At 69.3% G+C, this 21,914-nt stretch carries 21 protein-coding genes; 9 read left to right on the top strand and 12 right to left on the bottom strand.

The genetic code is table 11. The features are described from left to right. The first annotated feature begins 19 nt into the window (after positions 1 to 19). Complete coding sequence (locus FHU34_RS29960; RefSeq protein WP_145785993.1) at positions 20 to 511, top strand: NUDIX domain-containing protein; 492 nt, start codon at positions 20 to 22, stop codon at positions 509 to 511. A 19-nt stretch (positions 512 to 530) separates the two neighbouring features. Here FHU34_RS29960 and FHU34_RS29955 read toward each other — a convergent pair whose 3' ends face one another. Continuing rightward, the gene (locus tag FHU34_RS29955; protein WP_145785992.1) at positions 531 to 1,565 is read right to left on the bottom strand and encodes an aldo/keto reductase; all 1,035 of its coding nucleotides are present in this window, start codon (positions 1,563 to 1,565) and stop codon (positions 531 to 533) included. A gap of 125 nt (positions 1,566 to 1,690) precedes the next feature. On the opposite strand from FHU34_RS29955, the gene FHU34_RS29950 reads away from it, so the two are divergent. Then, positions 1,691 to 2,323, top strand: a complete 633-nt coding sequence (locus FHU34_RS29950) for a TetR/AcrR family transcriptional regulator (RefSeq protein WP_145785991.1) — start codon at positions 1,691 to 1,693, stop codon at positions 2,321 to 2,323. A 24-nt stretch (positions 2,324 to 2,347) separates the two neighbouring features. Here FHU34_RS29950 and FHU34_RS29945 read toward each other — a convergent pair whose 3' ends face one another. Further along, positions 2,348 to 3,457, bottom strand: coding sequence for an NAD(P)/FAD-dependent oxidoreductase (locus tag FHU34_RS29945; RefSeq protein ID WP_145785990.1), 1,110 nt, complete (start codon positions 3,455 to 3,457; stop codon positions 2,348 to 2,350). Between the two features lie 151 nt (positions 3,458 to 3,608). On the opposite strand from FHU34_RS29945, the gene FHU34_RS29940 reads away from it, so the two are divergent. Next, a complete protein-coding gene (locus FHU34_RS29940) occupies positions 3,609 to 4,463 on the top strand; it encodes a helix-turn-helix transcriptional regulator (protein ID WP_145785989.1) in 855 nt (284 codons plus the stop codon). Between the two features lie 43 nt (positions 4,464 to 4,506). On the opposite strand, the gene FHU34_RS29935 is transcribed toward FHU34_RS29940, so the two are convergent. Together FHU34_RS29935 and FHU34_RS29930 are read right to left on the bottom strand one after the other, a co-directional pair. Beyond that, positions 4,507 to 6,183 carry an MDR family MFS transporter gene (locus FHU34_RS29935; protein WP_145785988.1) on the bottom strand — a complete coding sequence of 559 codons (1,677 nt, stop codon included), beginning with the start codon at positions 6,181 to 6,183 and terminating at the stop codon, positions 4,507 to 4,509. 149 nt (positions 6,184 to 6,332) lie between these two features. Beyond that, entirely contained in the window at positions 6,333 to 6,872 is a 540-nt protein-coding gene (locus tag FHU34_RS29930; protein WP_145785987.1) for a type 1 glutamine amidotransferase domain-containing protein, read from the bottom strand. A gap of 160 nt (positions 6,873 to 7,032) precedes the next feature. On the opposite strand from FHU34_RS29930, the gene rfaE2 reads away from it, so the two are divergent. Together rfaE2 and FHU34_RS29920 are read left to right on the top strand one after the other, a co-directional pair. Beyond that, positions 7,033 to 8,862, top strand: a complete 1,830-nt coding sequence (gene rfaE2, locus FHU34_RS29925) for a D-glycero-beta-D-manno-heptose 1-phosphate adenylyltransferase (RefSeq protein ID WP_145785986.1) — start codon at positions 7,033 to 7,035, stop codon at positions 8,860 to 8,862. Further along, a complete protein-coding gene (locus FHU34_RS29920; protein ID WP_145785985.1) occupies positions 8,859 to 9,737 on the top strand; it encodes a glycosyltransferase family 2 protein in 879 nt (292 codons plus the stop codon). Before rfaE2 ends, FHU34_RS29920 begins: the two co-directional genes overlap by 4 nt. Positions 9,738 to 9,743: 6 nt before the next feature. Here the strand turns inward: FHU34_RS29920 and FHU34_RS29915 are convergent, their stop codons facing one another. Genes FHU34_RS29915 through FHU34_RS29905 form a run of 3 tightly spaced genes read right to left on the bottom strand, consistent with a single transcriptional unit; the run spans position 9,744 to position 11,916 of the window. Continuing rightward, positions 9,744 to 10,853 (bottom strand): glycosyltransferase family 9 protein, encoded by a 1,110-nt coding sequence (locus tag FHU34_RS29915; protein WP_145785984.1) that lies wholly within the window; start codon positions 10,851 to 10,853, stop codon positions 9,744 to 9,746. An 8-nt stretch (positions 10,854 to 10,861) separates the two neighbouring features. Then, on the bottom strand, positions 10,862 to 11,413 hold the full coding sequence (locus FHU34_RS29910; protein WP_145785983.1) for an Hsp20/alpha crystallin family protein: 552 nt from the start codon (positions 11,411 to 11,413) through the stop codon (positions 10,862 to 10,864). Continuing rightward, positions 11,413 to 11,916, bottom strand: coding sequence for a DUF2231 domain-containing protein (locus FHU34_RS29905; RefSeq protein WP_145786469.1), 504 nt, complete (start codon positions 11,914 to 11,916; stop codon positions 11,413 to 11,415). Before FHU34_RS29905 ends, FHU34_RS29910 begins: the two co-directional genes overlap by 1 nt. Positions 11,917 to 12,081: 165 nt before the next feature. Here FHU34_RS29905 and FHU34_RS29900 point away from each other — a divergent pair, with 165 nt between their 5' ends. Beyond that, positions 12,082 to 12,699, top strand: a complete 618-nt coding sequence (locus tag FHU34_RS29900; RefSeq protein ID WP_145785982.1) for a pyridoxamine 5'-phosphate oxidase family protein — start codon at positions 12,082 to 12,084, stop codon at positions 12,697 to 12,699. 13 nt (positions 12,700 to 12,712) lie between these two features. Here the strand turns inward: FHU34_RS29900 and FHU34_RS29895 are convergent, their stop codons facing one another. After that, positions 12,713 to 13,282 (bottom strand): DUF4240 domain-containing protein, encoded by a 570-nt coding sequence (locus FHU34_RS29895; protein WP_244312052.1) that lies wholly within the window; start codon positions 13,280 to 13,282, stop codon positions 12,713 to 12,715. Between the two features lie 31 nt (positions 13,283 to 13,313). Further along, positions 13,314 to 13,721, bottom strand: coding sequence for a VOC family protein (locus FHU34_RS29890; protein ID WP_145785981.1), 408 nt, complete (start codon positions 13,719 to 13,721; stop codon positions 13,314 to 13,316). A gap of 148 nt (positions 13,722 to 13,869) precedes the next feature. On the opposite strand from FHU34_RS29890, the gene FHU34_RS29885 reads away from it, so the two are divergent. Both FHU34_RS29885 and FHU34_RS29880 read left to right on the top strand, forming a co-directional pair. After that, complete coding sequence (locus FHU34_RS29885) at positions 13,870 to 14,460, top strand: RNA ligase 1 family protein (protein ID WP_145785980.1); 591 nt, start codon at positions 13,870 to 13,872, stop codon at positions 14,458 to 14,460. A 16-nt stretch (positions 14,461 to 14,476) separates the two neighbouring features. Continuing rightward, complete coding sequence (locus tag FHU34_RS29880; RefSeq protein ID WP_145785979.1) at positions 14,477 to 15,124, top strand: class I SAM-dependent DNA methyltransferase; 648 nt, start codon at positions 14,477 to 14,479, stop codon at positions 15,122 to 15,124. A 494-nt stretch (positions 15,125 to 15,618) separates the two neighbouring features. Here the strand turns inward: FHU34_RS29880 and FHU34_RS29875 are convergent, their stop codons facing one another. The 3 genes from FHU34_RS29875 to FHU34_RS29865 are packed head-to-tail and all read right to left on the bottom strand — an operon-like array spanning position 15,619 to position 20,127. Next, positions 15,619 to 17,847 (bottom strand): TIR domain-containing protein, encoded by a 2,229-nt coding sequence (locus tag FHU34_RS29875; RefSeq protein WP_145785978.1) that lies wholly within the window; start codon positions 17,845 to 17,847, stop codon positions 15,619 to 15,621. Beyond that, positions 17,828 to 18,421 carry an HD domain-containing protein gene (locus FHU34_RS29870; protein WP_167524985.1) on the bottom strand — a complete coding sequence of 198 codons (594 nt, stop codon included), beginning with the start codon at positions 18,419 to 18,421 and terminating at the stop codon, positions 17,828 to 17,830. Before FHU34_RS29870 ends, FHU34_RS29875 begins: the two co-directional genes overlap by 20 nt. 50 nt (positions 18,422 to 18,471) lie before the next feature. Beyond that, entirely contained in the window at positions 18,472 to 20,127 is a 1,656-nt protein-coding gene (locus FHU34_RS29865; protein WP_167524984.1) for a B12-binding domain-containing radical SAM protein, read from the bottom strand. Positions 20,128 to 20,942: 815 nt separating this feature from the next. Here FHU34_RS29865 and FHU34_RS29860 point away from each other — a divergent pair. Then, complete coding sequence (locus tag FHU34_RS29860; RefSeq protein WP_145785975.1) at positions 20,943 to 21,455, top strand: hypothetical protein; 513 nt, start codon at positions 20,943 to 20,945, stop codon at positions 21,453 to 21,455. The last annotated feature ends 459 nt before the right edge of the window (positions 21,456 to 21,914 follow it).

Here is a 21,914-nt window from a genome sequence, read left to right as displayed (position 1 = left end):
CCCCCGTAAGTTGTCGCAGGTGAGCATCTCCTGGGCCGACTCGTACGTAGGGCAGTTACGCGCAATCGCCGGGGACCGGACGCTGATGTTCGTCGGCGCCCGTGCCGTGGTCAGCGACAACGCCGGACGCATCCTGCTGATCCAGCGCTCGGACAACGGCCAGTGGGCCATGCCGGCCGGCGCGATGGAGCTGGGCGAGTCGATCGCCGACTGCGCCGTCCGGGAGGTCCGCGAGGAGACCGGGCTGCGTGCGTTGCGGGTCTGCGCGTTCGCCCTCTACACCGGGCCGGACCGGACCAGCACCAACATGTACGGGCACACGTACCAGGTCTTCACGACGGCGTTCAAGGTGGAGGAGTGGGACGGGCAACTGGCCCGGGTCACCGACGAGACGACCGACGCGGGCTTCTTCGCCCGGGACCGGTTCCCCACCCCGCTCTCCACCTCGGTCCTGGAGACCCTGGCCGACCTGGACGTCTTCGAGCAGACGAACCGGCTGATCCTCAAGTAGGCCGGGCCCCCGGGTCGCCCTACTGCGGATGGCGCAGCCCGGCGAAGAACCCCTCCTGGATCCAGTTCGGGTACGAGACCGGCAGCTTGGTGGCCTCGTCCAGCTCGGTGAGATCCTGCTCGGTCAGGGTGAGGTCCGAGGCGGCGATGTTGTCCACCAACTGGTCCAGCTTGCGGGCGCCGACAATCACGCTGGTCACGGCCGGTCGGGTCAGCAGCCAGGCGACCGCGACCCGGGCCGGGCTGACGTCGTGCCGCTCGGCGACGCCCTTGAGCACGTCGACCACCCCGAAGGCGTGCTCCCTGTCGAACGGCGTGAAGCTGGTGTAACCGGGCTGGGCGCTGCGCGCGCCGCTGTCGGCGACGGTGCCGTCCCGGCCGACCTTTCCGGAGAGGAAACCACCGGCGAGCGGGCTCCACACGGTCAGGCCGACGTTCGCGTCCAGCGCCATCGGCACCACGTCGCGCTCGACGTCCCGACCCAGCAGGGAGTAGTACTCCTGCACGGAGACGAAGCCGGCCAACTTCTCCCGAGCGGAGATGCCCAGCGCCTTGGAGATCTGCCAGGCGGCGAAGTTGGCGCAGCCGATGTAGCGGACCTTGCCCTGCCGGACCGCGTCGTCCAGCGCGCGCAGCATCTCCTCCATCGGGGTGACCTGGTCGAAGTTGTGGATCTGGTACAGGTCGATGTGATCGGTGCCCAGCCGGCGCAGGCTGTCCTCCAGGTTCTGCATGATGTGCAGCCGGGAGGTGCCCACGTCGTTCGGGCCAGGGCCCGTCCGGGAGTGCACCTTGGTCGCCAGCACGACGTCGCGACGTCGCTTGCCGAGCGCCTGGCCGAGCAGTTCCTCGCTCTCGCCGTCGCTGTAGCCGTCCGCGGTGTCGACGAAGTTGACGCCCGCGTCCAGCGCCGTGTCGACCATCCGCTGCGCCTCGGGCAGCGCCAGCCCACCGAGGGTGCCCCAGAGCGGGTGCCCAGCGCCGCCGAAGGTCATCGCGCCGAGCGAGATCTCCGAGACGTACACCCCGGTGTTGCCCAACAGCCGGTACTTCACGTGTGTTGCTCCTCGTGGTGGGTCGGAGGCCGAGGTCAGCCGCCTCACGGTCACTATGTCGGACACTGTGTCCGGCAGCGAGCGTACGTCGCCGACCCAACCCCCGGCCACCTAGGATTCCGGCTATGCCCTCGATCACCCGCCGCCGCCCGCGCAACCCCGATGGTCGGGCTGCCGTCGAGGCACGGGTACTGGCGGCCACCGAGCGCCTCCTGCGGGAGGGGACCCGATTCACCGACCTCGGGGTGCAGCGGATCGCCGCCGAGGCCGGGGTCGCGCGGTCGACCTTCTACACCCACTTCCGGGACAAGAGCGAACTGCTCATGCGCCTCGCCGGCACCATGCGGGAGAGCTCCTTCGAGCGCACCGGCGGCTGGGATCCCGGTGGACCCGGTGACCCGCTGGCACGGTTGACCGAGGTCTTCGCCGACGTGATCCGGATTTACCGGACATACGCTCCGGTTCTGGCAGCAGTCAGCGAGGTCGCCGCGTACGACGAGGTGGTCCGGGAGTACTGGGCGGCAGGGCTGGAGCAGTTCGTGGCGCGCACCGTGGACGCGCTCCGCGCCGAGCAGGAGGCCGGGCGCACCCCCGCCGACCTCGACGTGGTGGCCGCCAGCCGGCTGATCGTGGTCGGCGGCGACCGCTTCCTTGCCGACCACGTCAGCACGACCACTGCCGACCCCGACACCGACGCGGCAGCCGCCCGGGAGTTGGCCGCGACCTGGTGGTACGGCGCCTACCGCCGCCCCGCGTGACGCTTCCACCAACTGTCGGGTCGCTCAGGCGGCGGTGGGCCCAAACTGTTCGGTGAAGCGGCCGGTGAACAGGTCGGTGCCCTTGTACTCGGCGACGGTCGCGGCAGGGACGACTGCCACACCGTCGGGCGTGGGCATCTGACCGACACCGAAACGCGGCCCGAGCGGGAGCAGGATCATGGGATCGGGCATGGGTCGGTAGGTGGCAGTGGCCCGCTCGCCACGCACCTGCGCGGTGATGTTCTGCGCCACGACCTCGGCGTGCTGCAACGCGTACGCCGCCAGCTTGTCCTCAGCCAGATCGGTGAGGTCACCGATCGCGTAGACGTGGTCGAAGATTCCGTCGGGGCCACGCACGTTGAGTGTGTCGGTGACGGCGACCCGCCCCTGCGGGTTGAGCGTCGTCAGCCCGCCATCGACGAGGTAGCCGCTGTTGGTCCGCAGACCAAAGGCACGGAACCAGATGTCGGCGGTGATCTCGTCGCCGCCGGTGGTGGTGGTCGTGAAGGTGGCGACCCGATTGGCCTCGGTCGTCAACGGAGCAGTCAGCCTGGTGCCCAGCCGCACGTCGATGCCCAGCTCGTCGAGCTGCCGGTGCAGGTCGTCGCGCATCTCCGACGTGAAGCCCGGCACCAGCTGCTCGGCCGGATCCACGAGGGTCACGTGCTTGTCCGGCCAGGCGTCCTTGATCTCACCGGCCAACTCCAACCCGACCGGCCCGGCGCCGAGGATCAGGACCCGCTCGGCACCGGCCAACTCCTTGTTGGTCTGACGCAGGTCCTCAAGCGCCGCCTCGACGGAATCTGCGTCGACCCGGGCCGGGTAGGCGTAACTGGAGCCGGTTGCCAGCACCAGGTAGTCCGCTGCGACACGCTGACCTGAGGCCAGGGTGACGCCGCCGGAATCCACCGAGACAGCTCGGTCCCGGATCACAGTGCCCCGGGTGAGCACCGTGTCGAAGGGAAAGAACATGTTGCCGGCCCAGTCGGGCCGGGCCAACGCCCGCAGCGATGCCGCGACGTTGACGAACGCGTCCCGAGGATCGATGAGGACGACGTCGGCCACCGCCTCCAGCGCCTTGGCGACCGCCGTACCCCCGTAACCGCCACCGATGACCGCGACCGTACGACTCATGACTCAGCTCCAACCGACCAGGGTTTCGCGCTCGACCGCTGTCGAGCGCCTTTCCCCACGGTCGTCAGCCGGCAGGACACCAGGGAGACCGGACTGAAGCTGGTAGTGGCAGGGACACCATCCGGCCCGCAGCCGTTGCTACGTTCGGACGATGAGCGACAACGAGCTCGGGTTGTTCCTGCGTGTCCACCGGGAAGCGGTGACGCCGGCCGAGGTGGGGCTGCCCGCCGGGCCGCGCCGGCGCGCGCCGGGGCTCCGCCGCTCCGAGGTGGCGGCCCTCGCCGACGTCAGCGTGGAGTACGTCACCAGGCTCGAACAGGGCCGCGACCGCCGGCCGTCCCCGCAGGTGCTCGCCGCGCTCGCCACCGCACTACGGATGAACCGGAACGAACGTATTCACCTGCACCGCCTCACCAAGGCGGCCGATCCCGGCTACAACTGCCGGGGCCACGTCACCCCCACCGCCGAGGTACGTCCGACCGTGCGGGCGCTGCTCGGCCGCCTGGAACCGACGTCGGCGGTGCTGCTCAACCAGCTCAGCGACATCGTCGCCCACACCAACGGTTACGAACGTCTGATGAGACCGATCGGGTTGCTGGACGCGGCACAGCCCAACCTCGCCCGGTTCGTCCTCACCGACGCCCGGGCGCGCAGCGCGTACCCCGACTGGGACCACCTGGCCGACGAGCAGGTCGCCGCCCTCAAGCAGGGCCCGTTCCGGGCCTACCCGCCGATGGCCGCGCTGGCGGACGAGCTGACCATCACGGCGGGTGACGCCTTCACCCGGCGCGTCGAGACAGTGCCCAGCCTGCCGAAGGCCAACGGCATCCTCCGCCTCGCCCATCCCGAGGCAGGCATGCTCCGCCTCGCGTACGAGACCCTCGAACTCCCCGCGGACGACGACCAGCGCCTGATCGTGTACCTGCCCGCCGACGCGACGACCTCCGCCGCGCTCGACCGCCTCGACAGCCAACACCCGCAACCGCTGCGCCTCGTGGCCGGATGACACCGACCGTCCCGGAGGAGTCCGGGACGGTCGGTCGACGCGCTCAGATCATCGTCTGGGACTTGGCCTCCATGTCGGCGGCGGCCTCCTCCTTGGACTCGCGGGTCAGCGGCTTGCCGCCCGGGGCCGGCGCCTCACCGCCGAGCGGGTCGGCGCCGCCGGTGGCGCCCTGCGGACCGGCGCCCCTCAGCTGCGTGTTGGGCAGCGTCAGCGTGACCACCACCGCCAGGATCGCGATCACACCGGCGGTCAGGAAGACCATGTCCAACGCGTCGACGAAAGCTCCCTGGATGGCCGCGCGCACCGGCCCCGGCAGGGCCAGGATGGTCGCCGGATCGTTGATCGAGATGTTGGAGCCGCCACTCGCCGCCACGGCGGCCTGCTCCTGCGGCGGGAGCTGCGCGATCGCGCCGGGCAGCCGGTCCGCGAGCCCGCTGGTCAGCCGGGACGAGAGCACCGTGCCGAGGATCGCCACCCCGAACGAACCACCCAGCGACCGGAAGAACGTGGCCGACGAGGTCCCGGCCCCCAGGTCACGCACGGACACCGCGTTCTGCACGGCCAGGATCAGCGACTGCATGCACAGACCCAGCCCGACGCCGATCACCACCATGAACCCGAAGGCCACCCAGAGCGAGGTGGTCACCTCCAGGCGGGTGAACAGGAACATGCCGACCAGGAGGGTCACCGAACCGGCAACCGGGAACCACTTGTACCGGCCGATCCGGGTCATCGCGCGACCGGTCAGGATCGAGGTGATGATGATGCCGGCCATCATCGGCAGCATCAGCAGACCACTGCGGGTCGGCGAGGCGCCCTTGACGATCTGCAGGTACAGCGGGATGAAGATGATCGAGCCGAACATCACCAGACCGATGATGAGCAGCGCCGAGTTGGCCAGGGCGAAGGTGGCGCTGCGGAACAGCCGCAGCGGCAGGATCGGCTCGGCGACCCGGGCCTCCTGGAGGACGAAGAGCACCCCCAGCACCGCACCGACGACGAACAGACTGATGATCACGCCGGAGCCCCAGGCGTACTCGTTGCCGCCCCAGCTCAGCGCGAGCAGCAGCGCACTCACCCCGGCGACCAGCAGGCCGGCACCGAGCCAGTCGATCGAGTGGTCCCGGCGTTCGAACGGGATCAACCGCATCACGTGGTAGCAGACCACGATGGCCAGGATCGCCAGCGGCACGTTGATGTAGAAGATCCACCGCCAGTCGGTCTCCGCGAAGTACCCACCGACCAGCGGCCCGGCCACCGACGAGATTCCGAAGACGGCACCGAACAGACCCTGGTAGCGCCCGCGCTCCCGGGGGGACACCACGTCCGAGATGATGGTGAACGCGAGCGTCAGCAGACCACCCGCGCCGAGGCCCTGGATGCCCCGGGTGATGATCAGCTGGGTCATGTTCTGGGACAAGCCGGCCAGCAACGAACCGACCAGGAACGTGCCGATCGAGAAGAGGAAGACCGGTCTGCGCCCGTACAGGTCGGCCATCTTGCCGTACAACGGGGTCGACGCGGTCGAGGCGAGCAGGTACGCGGTCACGACCCACGAGTAGTGGTTGATCCCGCCCAACTCGCCCACGATGGTCGGCAGGGCCGTGCCGACGATGGTCTGGTCGAGCGCGGCCAACAGCATGCCGGTCATCAGACCGACCATGAGCAGTCGGATCTGCTGACGGTTCAGCACCGGCGCGTCAGAGGCTTCGGTGGTCATGTGCCCTTCTATCCCGACAGCCAGAGAACATGCCGGCATCCCCCAAAAAACCCCCGCCCCCTAAGTTGATCATGAAGTTATCGCCCTGACACGCTGCCCCGGGCCAGGTGGCAATAACCTCATGATCAACGGGCGAAAGAGGGTTGGGGTCAGGCGGCGAAGGTTTGGGTGATCTTCTGGCAGAAGGCGGGGAGGTCGTCGGGGTTGCGGCTGCTGGTCAGGTTGCCGTCGGTCACGCACTCCTCGTCCACCCAGGTCGCGCCCGCGTTGGTCAGGTCGGTACGCAGGGTGGGCCAGGAGGTGATCCGGCGACCACGCACCACGTCCGCCTCGATGAGCGTCCACGGGCCGTGGCAGATCACCCCGACGGGCTTGCCCGCGTCGAAGAACGCCTTCACGAACCGCACCGCATCCGGGTCGCCCCGCAGGAAGTCCGGGTTCGCCACCCCACCGGGCAGCACCAGCGCGTCGTAGCCGGCGGCGTCCGCCTTGTCCGCTGTCACGTCCACGTCGTACGTCTTGGACTGGTCCAGGTGGTTGAAGGACTGGATGGTGCCGGGCTTCAGCGAGACCAGCTCGACCGTCGCGCCGGCGTTCTCGACCGCCTCGCGCGGCTGGACGTACTCGACCTCCTCGACGCCGTCGGTGGCCAGGAAGGCGATCCGCTTGCCGTTCAATGCCGCTGTCATGTCGGTACATCTCCTTTCCGGGGGTACCTCAATCCCCTTCCCAGCCCGCAACGCCCGAAACAGAACCGACCGGTGACGAACCACCGAAAGGCGTACGACCAGCGGCCGGACCGACCGGAACGCAGGTTTGGCCAGGGGGGCGGTGGGGACCCGGGGAGGCATGGCAGGAGCAGCAGCGGAACAGCGCCGGCTCGCCACCGTCGTGGAGAGCTGGCTCGGACGCCCGGTCCTGATCGTCGGTGACGCCATGTTGGACGAATGGCGGTTCGCCGACTCCGACCGACTCTGCCGGGAGGCACCAGCTCCGGTCCTGACCCTGCGCAGACGGATCTCCGCAGCCGGTGGTGCCGCGAACACCGCGGTCAACGTCGCCGCGCTGGGCGGCCGGGCGGTGCTGGTGGCACCGGTCGGCGCCGACGTGGCCGGCGACGAACTGCACGACTGTCTGGACCGCGCCGGCGTCTGGGACCGCACTGTCGACCAGCCGGGACGACCCACCCCGGTCAAGCGGCGGATGCTGGCCGGTAACCAGATCCTGCTGCGCGAGGACTCCGGCGACCCGGACGACGCCCTCGACCCGGAGGGCGTGAGCCGGCTGCTCACCGCGCTGGCCTGCGCCACCGAGGAGCTGCGCGCCGCCGCCGGCGGGGAGGCGCCGACCCTGGTGGTCTGCGACTACGGCCTGGGTGCGCTGCCCGCGCCGGTCCGCGCGTGGCTGGTCGAACAACGCGAGCGGTACGCCACTGTCGCGCTGGACGCCCACGACCTGGCCGACTGGCGGGGGCTCGCGCCGACAGTCGTCACTCCCAGCTTCGCCGAGGCGACCCGGCTGCTGGCCCGTGCCGGCGCTACGACCCGGCCGACGGGCGGGACGGAACTGCACCTGAAACACCCGGACATCGACCCGGCCGACGGGCCCTCCGAGATGACAGTGGGCGCGGCCCCGGGCGGGGTACGTGCCGACGACGCCGCCGAACGCACCACCGACCGCCCCGGCCCGGTCGGTGAGCCGATCCGAGGCGAGGGCCGGGTGGCACTCACCGGCGACGGGCTCAGCGTCACCGGCACCGGCGTCACGGTGAACACCCGGGCCGGGGAGGGCGTCGACCGGGCCGTACTGGCCGAGTCGCGGCTGGCCGAGTTGCGCGCGCACACCGGAGCTGACGTGGTCGCGGTGACCCTGGACACCGAGGGTGCTGTCGTCGGCGGTGCCGACGGGGCGCCACGACGCAGCCACAGCACCCCGGTTCCGGCCAGCCACGCCGTGGGCGCGGGGGACGCGTACCTGGCGGCGATGACGTTGGCCCTGGCCGCCGACGCGCCGCTGCCCACCGCCGCCCAGCTCGCCCAGTTGGCGGCCACCATCACCGTCTCCGACACCGGCACCTGCGTGTGCCGGCGGGAGGACCTGCTCACCGCGCTCGACCAACCGACCGGGACCACGGACCGCTCGGCGCTGGTCGGCACCGACGAGTTGGACGCGATCGTCGCCGAGTACCGCGAGGCGGGACGGTCGGTGGTGTTCACCAACGGCTGCTTCGACGTGCTGCATCGCGGCCACGTGCGCTACCTGGAACAGGCCCGCGCCCTGGGCGACCTGCTCATCGTGGCCGTCAACTCGGACGGCAGCGTACGACGGCTGAAGGGCCCGGACCGCCCGGTCAACCCGGTCGAGGACCGGGGCGCCCTGCTCGCTGCCCTGGCCTGTGTGGACCACGTCGTGGTCTTCGAGGAGGACTCGCCCGCCGCGCTGATCGAGGCGGTCCGGCCGGACGTCTACGTCAAGGGCGGCGACTACCCGCCGGAGCTGGTCCCGGAAGCCCCGCTGGTGCGTCGTCTTGGCGGACAGGTGCGCACCCTCGGGTACGTGCCGGACCGGTCCACCTCCGCGATCATCGAGCGGATCCGGACGCACAGTCAGGACCCGGCTCCGCGCGCCACGGACCGGGTGCCCGATGAGTCGCTGAGCACCCGCACCCAGGCGTCGTGAACCGCCCCCTCGACCTCGGCGCCCCGGAGGAGTTCCGCGCCGACCGGCTGCTCGACGTGCTGATTCCGACCCGGAACCGGCCCGCCGAGTTGGCTGTCACCCTGGCCGGGCTCGCCGCCCAGGACGGGGTACCCGGCTTCGGGGTGGTGGTCAGCGACCAGTCCGACGGGGAGCCCGCGTACGCGCACCCCGCCGCGGCCACCATGGTCCGCGCGCTGCGCCAACGGGGTCACCCGGTGCTGCTGACCCGTCGGCTGCCCCGCCGGGGGTTGGCCGAACATCGGGCGTACCTGCTCGCCACCTCGGCCGCCCGGTACGTCCTCAACCTCGACGACGACATCTGGTTGGAGCCGGGGGCGGTGCACCGGCTGGTCACGGCGATCGGTGAGCTGGGCTGCGGGTTCGTCGGCAACGGCGTGCACGGGCTGTCGTACACCGACGACGTGCGGCCGGAGTCGCACGGGCACTACGAGGAGTGGATCGGCCCTCCGACGCCGGAGCGGATCCGCCCGGACACCCCGGAGTGGAACCGCGCCCGGATCCACTCGGCGGCCAACCTCCTGCACGTCACCGAGCAGTTGGCGCTGCCGCCGGGCGCGTGGCGGGCGTACAAGGTCTCCTGGATCGGCGGGTGTGTGCTCTACGACCGGGCCAGGCTCGTCGACGTCGGCGGTTTCGACTTCTGGCGTCGGGTGCAGGAGAAACACCAGGGTGAGGACGTGGCCGCGCAGCTCGCGGTGCTGGCCCGGTACGGCGGGGCGGGCATCCTGCCCAGCGGCGCGTACCACCTGGAGTCTCCGACCACCGTCACCGACCGGGACGTCGAGGCGTGGGAGGTGGTCCTCGCCGAGGAGGACACCCCCCAGCCGGCCTGATCGCCGTCACTCGGCGCTGAGCAGCTCCCGGGCCGCTTCGAGCACCTCGACCACCGGAACGTCCGCCACGAACGAGTCCCGGTGTGGGCACTCGCCGTCGCCGGGGCGGTGCGGGTAGATGCCCGGTGTGCAGTCCACCCCGCAGACCGGGCAGTGCACAGTCCAGGAACAGATCGGCCGGTGCCGACCCCGCAGCGGGTTCGCCGTGTTGATCAGGTTGCCGACCCAGAAGATGCCCACCGTGGACGTGCCCACCGCGGCGGCCACGTGCAGCGGGCCGGTGTCGTTGGAGACGACCAACGCGCAGTCGGCGTAACAGCCCAGCAAGCCGCCGAGGCTGAGCGTCCCGACCTGCGGCCGGACCGGAACCCCGGCCGCCGCGACGACCCGGTCCACCACGTCCTGCTCGGAGGGCGTACCCGTGACCAGCACCTCGTAGCCGTCACCATGCAGCTCACGGGCCACCTCGGCGAAGCGCTCGGCGGGCCAGCGGCGGCGGGTGTCGCTGGCTCCGGGGTGCAGCGCCACCCGCTGTCGGTTCGCCGGCCCGAGCACCTGGGCCGCTTCGGCCCGGTCGGCGTCGGTCACGGTCAGCGTCGGAGTGATGGTGGTTGCCGGTGCCCCGACCAGCGCCACCACCTCCAGGTAGCGGATCACCTCGTGCTGGTAGTAGACGTAGCGGAGCCACCGGTCCAGCGGCGGCGCGTCCTCGGCGCGTAGGCCGACTGTCACCCGGGCACCCAGACGACTCATCAGCGGGTTCGAGTTGGCGCCACCACCGTGGATCTGCACCGCCAGGTCGAACCCCTCACCGGAGGCAACGGCGACGAAGTCGTCCATCGACGACTCCGGCTCACCCGGGTCGGGCGTACGGATGCCGGGTGCCGGCGGCACCACCAGCACTCGGTCCACCGGGCCCGGCCGGTCGCGCCAGAGCTTCGCGTGCCACGGCGCGCCGAGCAACACGATCTCCGCCGAGGGGTACGCGGCGCGCAGCGCGTCCAGCGCCGGAAGGGCGAACACGAAGTCGCCCAGCGCGTTGGCGCGGAGCACGGCGATCCGCCGCACGTCGGGAAGGCGCTCGGCGGTCGGGCCGAGCACGGACGGGGTGACCACGCAGCCCGCTACTGCCGGTCGATCTCGCCGACGGTGTCCGGGCGGTGCAACTCCCGGTCCGCAGCGGGATCGGCAGGCATCGGCGTACCCGTGGAGAGGTCACCGGAGCGCGGGCCGGTGCGACCGACGGTGATGGTGCGCGGCGCGGGCCGGGTCGCCCGGGGCAACCGGACCCGGAGCAGGCCGTGGTCCATGACCGCGTCGATGGCGTCCGGGTCGACCCGGGACGGCAGGTTGACGCGGTACTCGAAGCCGCGGGTCTCGAACCCACCGGGGATGCCCTGGTCGGCGTTGACCTCCGCCTCGGATCGGGCCCGCACGCACAACTCGCGGTCGTCCAGCTCGACCGCCACCTCTTCCGGGGCCACGCCGGGCAGCCGGACGACGACCTCCCAGCCGTCCGAGGTCTCGGTCAGTTCGACGTCGGACGCGCCGGCCCGACCGCCGACCAGGCGGCTCAGCTCGGCGCGCAGCGACTGCAACTCGCCCATCGGGTCCCAGCCCTGCTGTCGGCCGCCTCGCCATCCCCGGCCGAAGCCGCCGGTCTGCTGCTCGCTCATCACACGTCTCCGATCCGCCGTGCGGCCGCGGGCGGCCGTAGTGAACTGGGCGCGTCCAGGTTGGCGTCGCGGTCGACGCCCACGCCGAGCCGGTCGACCAGCTCGCCGCCCAGCCAGGCGCTGATGCCGAGGATCGCCACAGCGACCACCTCGATGGCGATCAGCGCGCCGCCGGCAGCCCGCGAGTCCGCGTTGAGCCGGACCGCCCAGACGGCCGCGAAGAGCAGGATCACCGCGACGTTGGCGGCCGCGTGCAGCAGACCCACCCGCTTGGCGCGGGTGCCGGTCGGGATTGCCAGCAGGTCGAACGAGCCGGCCACCGCGGCGAGCAGACCGCCGATCAGACCGACGGTGATGTTCCAGTACGCGACCTCGGCGAGGAAGTCGGGACCGCCGACGGTGTCCACCACGTCGAACAGCACGGCTGTCACCAGCAGCGCGACCGGGAACATGACCAGCATCGGATGGACTGGGTGACCCAGCACCTTGAGTCGGCTTTCCATCTCCCGGCCTCCACTGGTCGGCATGCTGCGGACGGTTCGTGCGGCGGGTGTGTCGGCTGAGGCCGTACCCACGACAACCGGGCACAAACCTCGTGCTGGTCAGGGCGGCCTAGGCTGACGAACGGTGCTACCCGCCAACGGGTCAACGCCTGAGGGAGGAGCAACGTGACGGTGGAGATCACTTCCCACGAGGAGTTATGCGACCTGCTCGGTACGCCGAACGCACGGGCCGCCAACAAGGAACGCGCCCGCCTGCACGAACGGGACCGCGAATGGCTCGCCGTCTCACCGTTCTGCCTGGTGGCCACGGCCGGCGCGGACGGCAGCTGCGACGTCTCCCCCAAGGGCGACCCGGCGGGCTTCGCCCTGGTGCTGGACGACACGACCATCGCGCTGCCCGAGCGGCCGGGCAACAAGCGGGCCGACGGCTACCACAACATCATCGACAACCCGCACGTCGGGCTGCTCTTCATGATCCCCGGGCGGACCGACACGCTGCGGATCAACGGGCGTGCCCGCCTGGTCGGCGACGCGCCGTGGTTCGACGACATGGTGGTCAAGGGCCACCGGCCGGTGCTCGCCGTGGTGGTGGAGATCGAGCAGATCTTCTACCACTGCGCGAAGGCGTTCCTGCGGTCCGCGTTGTGGAAGCCGGACACCTGGCAGCCCGACCTGCTGCCGTCCCGCGCACGCCTGATCAAGGAGGTGGAGGCGCCGTCGGAGAGCCTCGAAGACCTGGAACGGCACTACGGCCCGGAGTACGCAAAGAAGATCTACGTCTGATCACCCGGCCAGGTCAGGCCGACCAACCGGCGGGGTTGCCGAACGACTCCCGGGAGATGCCTGAGCCGGTCTCCGGCCACGAACCGAACCGGTCGTTGTGCAGGTGGGCGAAGAAGTAACACATGCTTTCGCACTCGGCGTCCGGCAGGGCCATGGCGGGGTCGGCGCGCACCGTCTCGTAGTACGCCCGGCCGAGCGCGACGATGAAGCCGCGGCAGTAGAGGAAGCCGTCGTCCGACCCGTCGGTCACCTCGTGGATGTCCTCCCGATCGATGTCGTGAAGCTTGCGCTCCACCACACGGTCGAGGTCGGTCAACTCCGAACCGCTCAGCTCGGCGCACAGGTGCCCGAGCCGATCCAGGAACCGATCCAGCCAGTCGTCGATCGCGTAGGACGGGTCGTCATCGTCATCGTCATCGTCATCGTCGCCGTCGTCGCCGGCCGGGTCGCGTTCGACGAGGGCCTGCCGGAGCGCGGCAGGCTCCGCGCCCAACTCGGCCCATGCCGACTCGATGAGTGCCCACAGCCGGGCTTCGTCGGCGGGAGTGGGCAACGTGCCAGGGGCATCAGTGGTCACGGTCACCGATGGACCGTATCCACCACCACCGACGCTTTCAGGACCCCGAGTCGGCCGAGACCATCCACAGGTGACCGTCCGGATCGGCGAAGACTCCCGCGTACCCCCAGGGTTGTGCCGTCGGCTCGGTGACCACGTCGGCGCCGGCGGCGCGCGCCCGGTCGACGACAGCGTCCGCGTCGGCGGGTGTGGCGACGCCGAGGTTGAGCACGCACTCACTCTGCCCCTTCGGCGCGACCTCGTGTCGACCGATGACCCAGCCGAAACCCCCGGTCGGGACGAGCATCAGCCGCAACCCGTCGTTGACCACGAACTGCAACGGCTCCGGAATGCCGTCGTCGGCCACCTCGCCCACCGCGTCGAGACCGAGGCCGTCCGAGTAGAAGCGGTACGAGGTGGCCCGGTCGGCGATGGGCAGACTGACGATCACCGGCGCGAAGGTCATGGGCGGACGCCTCCGAGATGTAGAACGATCGCTGTCACAGGACGCGCCACTCTGGACGATGACCTGCCGAGCCACAATAAGCCGTGGCAGCGCGCACCGCCGCTCCTTCATGCTGTGCGGCACCAGCGCAGCAGGAAGGAGCACGCGCATGCGGAAGATCCCGACCCTGTTCCGACGCGACCCGGAGGACATGCGCCGGGTGACGTCAGATGTCCACCCGGACTGCCGGTGGGTGCTCGACGGCGAGGGAGTCGCCACCCGGAAGTACGACGGCACCTGCGTCATGTACGACGGCGAACGCTGGTGGGCCCGGCGTGAGGTCAAGCCGGGCAGGACCACGCCGCCGGGGTACCAGCCGGTCATGACCGACGACGTGACCGGCAAGACCGTCGGCTGGGAGCCGATCGAGCAGTCCGCCTTCGCCACGTTCCACGCTGAGGCTCTCGGCGCGATCGTCGACCAGTTCAGCGGCCCACAGCCTGGCGCCACCTACGAACTGGTCGGGCCGAAGGTGAACGGCAACCCGGAGAAGGCCACCGGCCATCAGCTCGTCCGCCACGGCTTCTGCGCCCCCGGGGACGACGAGGAACTGCGCAGGGCACCGCTGGACCACGACGGGCTGCGTGAATGGCTGCTGGGCCACCCGGGCTGGGAGGGCGTGGTCTGGCACCACCCGGACGGCCGGATGGCGAAGCTCAAGCGTCGCGACTTCCCGGCGACCCTGCCAACCCCTCGCTGATCGGGCGGTGCCAGGCATGAGCGTCGACGCCGACTGGCTGTCCGACACCCGCGCGTCCTACGACACGGTAGCCGTCAGTTACGCGCACCTGGTGCGCGACCTCCTGGCGCAGTCACCGTACGAACGGGCGGCTCTGGCGTTGTTCGCCGAACTCGTCGACGCGGCCGGAGGCGGGTCGGTCGCCGACGTGGGCTGCGGAACCGGGCGCATCACCGCCCACCTGCACACGCTCGGCGTCGACGCCTTCGGGATCGACCTCTCACCCGGGATGATCGCGGTGGCCCGCCGTGATCATCCCGGCCTGAGGTTCGAGGTCGGCTCGATGACCGACCTCGACCTGGCCGACGGTTCGGTCGCCGGCCTGATCGCCTGGTACTCACTCATCCACATCCCGGACGACCAGCTCGGCGCGGTGCTCGCGCACTTCCGAAGGGTGGTGCGACCCGGTGGCCCGCTGCTGCTCGGCTTCCACGTGGGCGACGAGACGACCCGCAAGACGGAGGGCTACGGCGGCCATCCGATGACGGTCGACGTGCACCGCCGCCAGCCCGACCAGGTGGCGGCCCGGCTGCGGACGAGTGGCTTCCGGGTCGAGTCGCAGACGACCCTCACCTCGCCCGAGAGCAAGCTCGGAGGGATCATCTTCGGAAGGCGCGAACCCTGACCCGGGACGGGGCGCCTCGTGCAGCGCCGTCACGGTGCGCCCGCCGCGCCGCTCACTCGATGGCAGCGATCACTTATCGGCACTGGTCAACTATTGGCAGGGGTTTTCGGGGGTAAACGGGGGGCGACAACCAGGCGCGGAACGCACTCGCGCCAAGGACAGAAACGGTCACTCAACGCATCACCGAGAGGGTCGCAACAGCCAAGATCTCTAGTATTCCGGCAGGAGATCCGTTCGGACCTGCTGGAGCGGTGTGGCTTTGTGCGTAGGCATGGAGCAGCCACCGCTGAGTCTCGTGGTTGTATGGACCAAAGATACGGCGGTGGCTGCCGCCTACTGAGTAGACGCCCAGCGATGGTCTGGGCTGTTTGACGAGCCGATGGACGTGATCGGGTCGTGCTTCGGTCGGCCTGGCGGGTGCGGGACTTCATGGCCCGGCTGCTGGCGCCGTTGCCGACCAAGAACTGCTGGACGATCGATGGCCCCGGGGTAGATCAGGTGGGGCGCCCCCGGACCAACTCGTCGATGAGACGGACCTCTCGGCCGACCGCCAGCTCCCGCTCCGACCCGCCTTCGGCGGCGGTATCGATGCCGTGCACGACCGCGAGTTCCGCGCTCGACAGTGTGTCGCCGGGCCGGGCCTCCAGGAAGGACCGCAGGGTTTTGAGGTCCCACCAGCGCAGTCGCCGGTCCCGGAGCGAGTGGCCACCGAGCCGTCGCAGGATCGCCGCGCGCGTCTTGCTCCAGCCCTGGCCGCCATCGACGAACGTGTGCAGATCACCGTGCACATCACCGAAGTACACCATCTGCACCGAACGATTGAGGCTGGCCTCGCCCGGATCGTCGAGCAGCGCCATGTACTCGATCTCCGCGTCGTCGTCGCCGTGCAGGATCGCGCCGAGCGCCGCGGAGCGCCGGAGCAGCGGAGAACTCTCGGTGGTGAACGCCCGCACCAGCATCGGTGGCGCCTCGTCCACCGGGAGCCTACCGACGTAATAGATGATCTGCTCTCGTAGTCGTTCACTCCGGTCCGTGTCACGACCGGCACTATCGGCCTCCAGCTCGTCGTACCGAGCCGCGAGATTCTGCTGAATCACCGACACCCGAGCCGCGCCCAGATCCGTAAGGCCGCTTCGTACGAAACTGTTGACATCATCGCCGACGGTAACGGTCAACGCAGCGTCGATCGCCGGACCGCCGGCGAGGAACGCATCCAGGACGGACTGCGCGATCAGAAACTCACCGATGGTCTCGTGCCGGAATCCCCGGATGCTCTCGGATTCATCACCCCACCCGGCAGCGGTGTCCAGCAGCTCCGTGAAGGCGCTGTCCGTCCGCAGCGCCATCCACACATCGGCACCGATGCTCTCTTCCGGACGTGCCCGCTCCCCGCGATTGGTGTAGAACCAACGGGCCAGGGCAGTGTGCGATTTCTGGACCAGCGACGAGTCGATCCCCCCGGTCCCCCGGTGCCGTTCCCGGGTCAGCCACTCCCGGTAGAACATGGTGTAAAGGGCGTAGGGCTCACTGAGGCGGACGACATCGATGGCCGCGCCCGATGCGAGGAGATAAAGCAAAAGCGTGAGCCGCATCGGGTTGGAAGACATCTGTGCAGCACCCGGGACATCGTCGATGATGCTCTCGGCTCTGGCCGAGACCGACGGGTCGCTGATCCGCTGCGCGTATCCGCTCGCGAAGTCGAGGACGTCTTCTCTGGTCCACGACTTGACCTCCAACACCTCCCGCGGCATGCCCAGGGTGCGCTTCAGGATGTCGCTCTGGCGGTCGAAGAAGTCGGTCCGGGCTGCGAAGAATATGGTCGCGCCCGCGGCTGCGAGCTGGCCCAGGTGGCTACTCACCGTCTCCACCAAACCTTCTCCGGCCTCGTCGAGCCCGTCCACCAACAGGGCCAACCGCGCCATCCGCCGCGAGCGGGTGGCCAGTTCGCTGGCACGCGCCGGCAGGTCGCGTGCGTGCACAAAGACGCGCTGGGACGGGAGGTCGCCGCCTCCGGAGAGCATCAGCGAACGCAGAGCCGTGGTCTTTCCGGCCCCGGCGACCCCTACGACAGCAAAGCACGCCGCCTCGGTGCGCGCCGACGTGAGCCAGTTCGACAGGCGAGCGTCGCTACCCGGATGCCGAAGCGGAGAGACGCTCGGGTCGATAATCATTTCGGGCCACACAAAGTCGAAGCTAGGGCCTCCGAACCCCAGCCAGGGGAGAATCGGGGCCGCGAGAACGTCCCGCCGTTCTGCTGCCGCCTGGCTTCGCTCCTCTGCCTCGGCGGCAGACCATCGAATGGCCGCGATGAGGTCGGGCATGATTTCCTCAAGGTCTCTACCCTCCCGAACATCCAGGTACTTGATGCGGCTGAGCAGCGTGGGCATGGCCGTCGTCTTGAGCAGCAGTGGCAGGAGAAGCCGATGATTGGCGGCCGGGTCACGCCAGACGGCGACGTCCGACTCCAACCGGCTCCATTCGGAAGCGAGCCACGCCGGAGTGACGACGGCGACCAGACAGCCAGAGCGGTCCAGAGCCTGCGAGATCGCCGCCGGGATCGACTCACCGACAGTGATCGCCGCTGGCGCGAAGAACACCCGGAGACGCCGGCGGCGGAACTTGCTGCGGCGGAGGGCGTCGTACAACCGATGGGCGAAATCACGGTCGGCATCGCTGTAGCTGACGAAGACGTCGTAGGGTGCGTCAGTTCTCGCCACGGTCACCGCTGGTCGAACGCTGGCTGTAACCCAACTCCCAGTACGGCTTGTTGCCGAGGTAGTCGCCCAGCCGGCGTTTGATCACCTCAGCGACCGCCGCAGCCGGAGTTATGCCGAGAGGATCGTACTTGTCGACGTCGCGTCGGTATTCGCTCATGTCGCCACGGTTCTCCTTCGCGTAGTACATCGCGGCGGCGATGATCTGCAATTCCTCGGCAGCCTCGACGAGCCTCGCCTCAATCGTCTCCAGCGCGTGCATCTCGTCCAGGAGCGGAAGAACGGACTCGGCGACGCCACCGAGAACATCCTTCACGGCCTGCCGCTCGGCTTCGCGCTTGAAATTCTTCACGTACGGCGAGGATCGCCGCGGCAGATCGGTAAGCCGCACCTCGCCGGTCTCGTGGAACAGCGCCATCGCGAGGACCTTGCCCATGTCCACGGGCTCGTCGATCTGTTGGGCGAGCAGGTAGGCGATCACCGCGGTCTCGTAGCAGTGGTCGGACACCGACTCCGGGTCTGGGACGCCGGCCATGACCCAGCCGATCCGCGGCAGTCTTGTCAGCGTGTGCATTTCTGCCATGCTCTCAAGCATCCGTTCCGGGTCCATCACATACCTTTCGATTATTCGAATCATGCGGTCAACAGGGCGTCGACGTTTCGGGCGGCCACCAGGGCCCGCCCGATGACCGGATGCGCGTCCGGCCCTTCGCGGCGCGCCAGGGCACGGACGACGGCATCCGCAAGGCGGCGGGCCGTCGCTTCGATATCGAGATCGAAGGGCGTCCGGAAATCCCTGCCCACTCTGGCGTGGCGGATCGCCGACAAGATGGCGTCACAGGTTTCATCCCGGAAGAGATTGGTGGCGGTTCTCAGCTCCTGCACCGACTCTCCCAGGGCGCCTGTGGCGCCGAAGCGCGACAGGCTCTTCGACGGGTAGTACAGCGGATGCAGCCGACGGTTCCACAACTGCACGGAGTCGTAGAGCCGCTGCACCTCCTGATCCGCGAACCGGTACGAGTGCATCAGCGTGTCCGGGTCGAACACCGGGTCGTGGAGGGCCACGTCCCGAGCGCGCTCGTACTTCCGCAACACGTCCAGGTAGTGCGAGGAGGTCTGTAACCGCAACTCACTGCTGATCCCGGAGGCGACCGACGCGAGATTGTGCTGACGCATGAACTGGAGGCTGTCCTCGATCTCGTCGAGTGTGCACAGCGGATCGAAGAGTATGACCCCGATCTCGACGCGGACGCCGAGAGAGCGCAGCAGTTCGGCCGCCGCGACCGCCTCATTCCGGGTGTGCCCCTTCGCGTACCGCTTCAACTGTGTTGGGGAACACGACTCGATGCCCAGGAAGACCTTCTGGAGCCCGGCACGCGCCAACGCCTCGACAAGGGCCTTTCGTCTGCCGGCCGCACCCGGCGTGTCCCTCCGCGAGAAGATCGAGTGGATGGTCGCGCTGGCATCGAAGCGGAACTGCGGGAGTGGCATTGCCAGCAGTTGGTAGACGAACTCCTCGGTCTGACCCAGATCACCGCCAAGGAAGTCCTCGTCTGCGATGGTGACCTCTCGGATACCGCGGGCGGCGAGTTCGGTGAGGTCCCGGGCAACCGCCTCTGCGGACTTCCGCCTGAACTCGAACCCGCGCCCGTGAACGTCGGTCAGACCCCGGAGGCAGAACGTGCACGCGGCCCAGGAACAACCGCGGCTGGTCTCCACGAAGATCTCGCCACCCAGCGCCGCGATCCGGTTCAGATGCAGACGGCTCGGCGGCGGTACGGCTTTCAGGTCGACAAGCCTTCGTGGTGTGGCTATGTCGACACCACGCACCCGATCTCTGTACCGCAGGCCAGCCACGCTCGACCAGTCCGAACGACCACTCACCCAGGCTCGCACCAGCTCGGGGAGCGCCTCGTCCGCCTCTCCGAGGATCACCACGGCGTCGCCGGCTATCTCGTTGATCAGCCGATCGCTCAGATAGGTGGCGAGCGGCCCACCAAAGACGACAAGCGCGTCGGGGCGTCGTACGGCAGCCCGCAGGTTCGCGTAGTTCTTCTGCAGAAATGAGAACGTCCCGTATTGCAGGCCAATCGCGAGGATGTCGGGTTGGAACTCGCTGACAACGTGTGCGAGCCGGCTCGCGTTCTCCTCGCCCCACTCGACCATATCCACGAGCGCGACCTGCAGCTCCGCTTCACCGAACGCCCCGCGCAGTGACCCCGCGATCGCGGAAAGCCCGTGGCTTTCGCCAATTGCCGGATAGCGCTCGGAATAGAGGGAGACAGCCATCAGCCGAACTGGGCCTACCGCCGACTCCTGCGCCGCGAAGCTGCGAGACACGGCCCTCCCGCCCCGGTCGCTCGTGTGGAGCCGACGGTACCGGGGAGTATGTCGCTTGTCAGTCCCCCGCGCCTCCAGCGAGGCGGATGTTGAACGGTGCGTGAGCGCGTGTGCAGGGAATACCGTACCGCGGACACCCGCGGCGGCCGTTCGACGCAAAAAACATGAATGACGGCCGCACAGGCGTCGCCGACAGTGGGCCGGCGGCCCTTCCTCCATTCCGACCATACGTCTACCGCTTCACGAGCAAGTTCGACCTCAAGGAGATACGGGAGTTCGGTGGGCGGCTCACCGCCCGGCCCCTCGATCACGACAGCCGCGTCTGACTCGGATGACCACGGACGAGCCCGTCGTGCCCGCCCGTGACCGTTGGGTGCCACGGTTACTGGCCCGTGGATGGCCCGGCACGCTCGGCTGTCGCCACTCTGCCCCCGTCTCCCGATAGGTGCCAGATCCTCGGCTCTCGGTCGGGGTCAAGGGTGGCCGTAGGCCATCGGCGTAGCCGACGCGAAGCGCCCTTGACGCCAGGCGAGAGGCGTGGAGAGTCGAGCACCGGGGACGAGACCCCGAACCAAACCGTGCTCGACGCAACCGCCGACAGCCGGCGCTCTGTGAAAGCGGCTCGGGGAAGCCGCTCAGTGCCTGTATCGGAGCCGGCCGGTCCCCGAGCTGTCAGGTCATGGCGCAGAAGTCCCGGCGGCGGTGACCTGGACGTGACAACCGCAGCCGGCGCCCGCCGGACCGGTGACTAGAGAATGAGGGCTATGCCCTTGACCGACTCCGTCCGTCGAATCGCCGCGGTCCTTGGGCGGCTTGCGCCGCCGTACGGGCCGCTGGAGCTGCCACCGCCGGTCTCGCTAGACGAGTCATTCGACGACATCGCCCCCGGTTACGCCGAGTTCCTCCGCCTCGCCGACGGGGCTACATGTGGAAGCAGGGGCGATATCCGCCTGTGGTCCGCAGCCTCCGTGCGCCAGACGCCATGGATGGCCGATGACCTGCCGGGCGGTGATGCGCGGTGGTGCGCTGTCGCAGACGTCCTGCAGAATCCCGTCCTCGTCGAGCGTGCGACAGGCGAGGTGTGGTGGTTCTCCGACCTGAACATCGTCTGGTACACCGACGCCGAGCTTGTCAGTTTCGCCAAGCTGGCTGACGACGTTGCCGGGTTCATCGACTACCTCATCCTCGGTCCTGGATACGTTCAGCACCTTTCGAGCGGGCGAGACGATCCGTGGCTTCAGGCGCTGTCAAGCAGCGAGGTAGGCCAGCACGGCTGACTCTGGCAGGCCTAGAGTCTGGCGATCATGGCACGTATGCGGGCAGGCGCAGCTTCCTCGCTCGTGTCCTGCCATTCGTCCATGCCTTGGATGCGGACCGCCAGGTGAAGGCACTCTAGGCATCGACGGAACTCACGGACCGGCGGAAGTTCGTCAGTTTCATCGGGGCCGGCAGCTGTGGCAGCCCAAAGGGACAGGGGTGCGCCGCAGGTCGGACACTGGTAAGTCGCGTGCGGACGCCGCTTCGGCCCGTGCCGTTCCACCTCGTTGTCCTTCCACTCACGGACGCACACTAGACCTCGCTCGTGACCTTCGGGATGCTCTGTTCTCCCGCAGCGTGGCCGGCCGGCCCGGCCGATGCCGGCCGGAGGTCGCCAGCAGGCAGGGGCCGAGCCGGCGCGGCCCGCTTGCGGGATGCGGGCTATTTGCGGACTGGCACGGCCGGCGGCGCTCTTGTCG

It is taken from the genome of Micromonospora taraxaci, from assembly GCF_007830095.1.
GTDB classification, from domain to species: domain Bacteria; phylum Actinomycetota; class Actinomycetes; order Mycobacteriales; family Micromonosporaceae; genus Micromonospora; species Micromonospora taraxaci.
The sequence above is the reverse complement of the archived record's forward strand: the minus strand, read 5'-3'. Positions and strand labels throughout refer to the sequence as shown.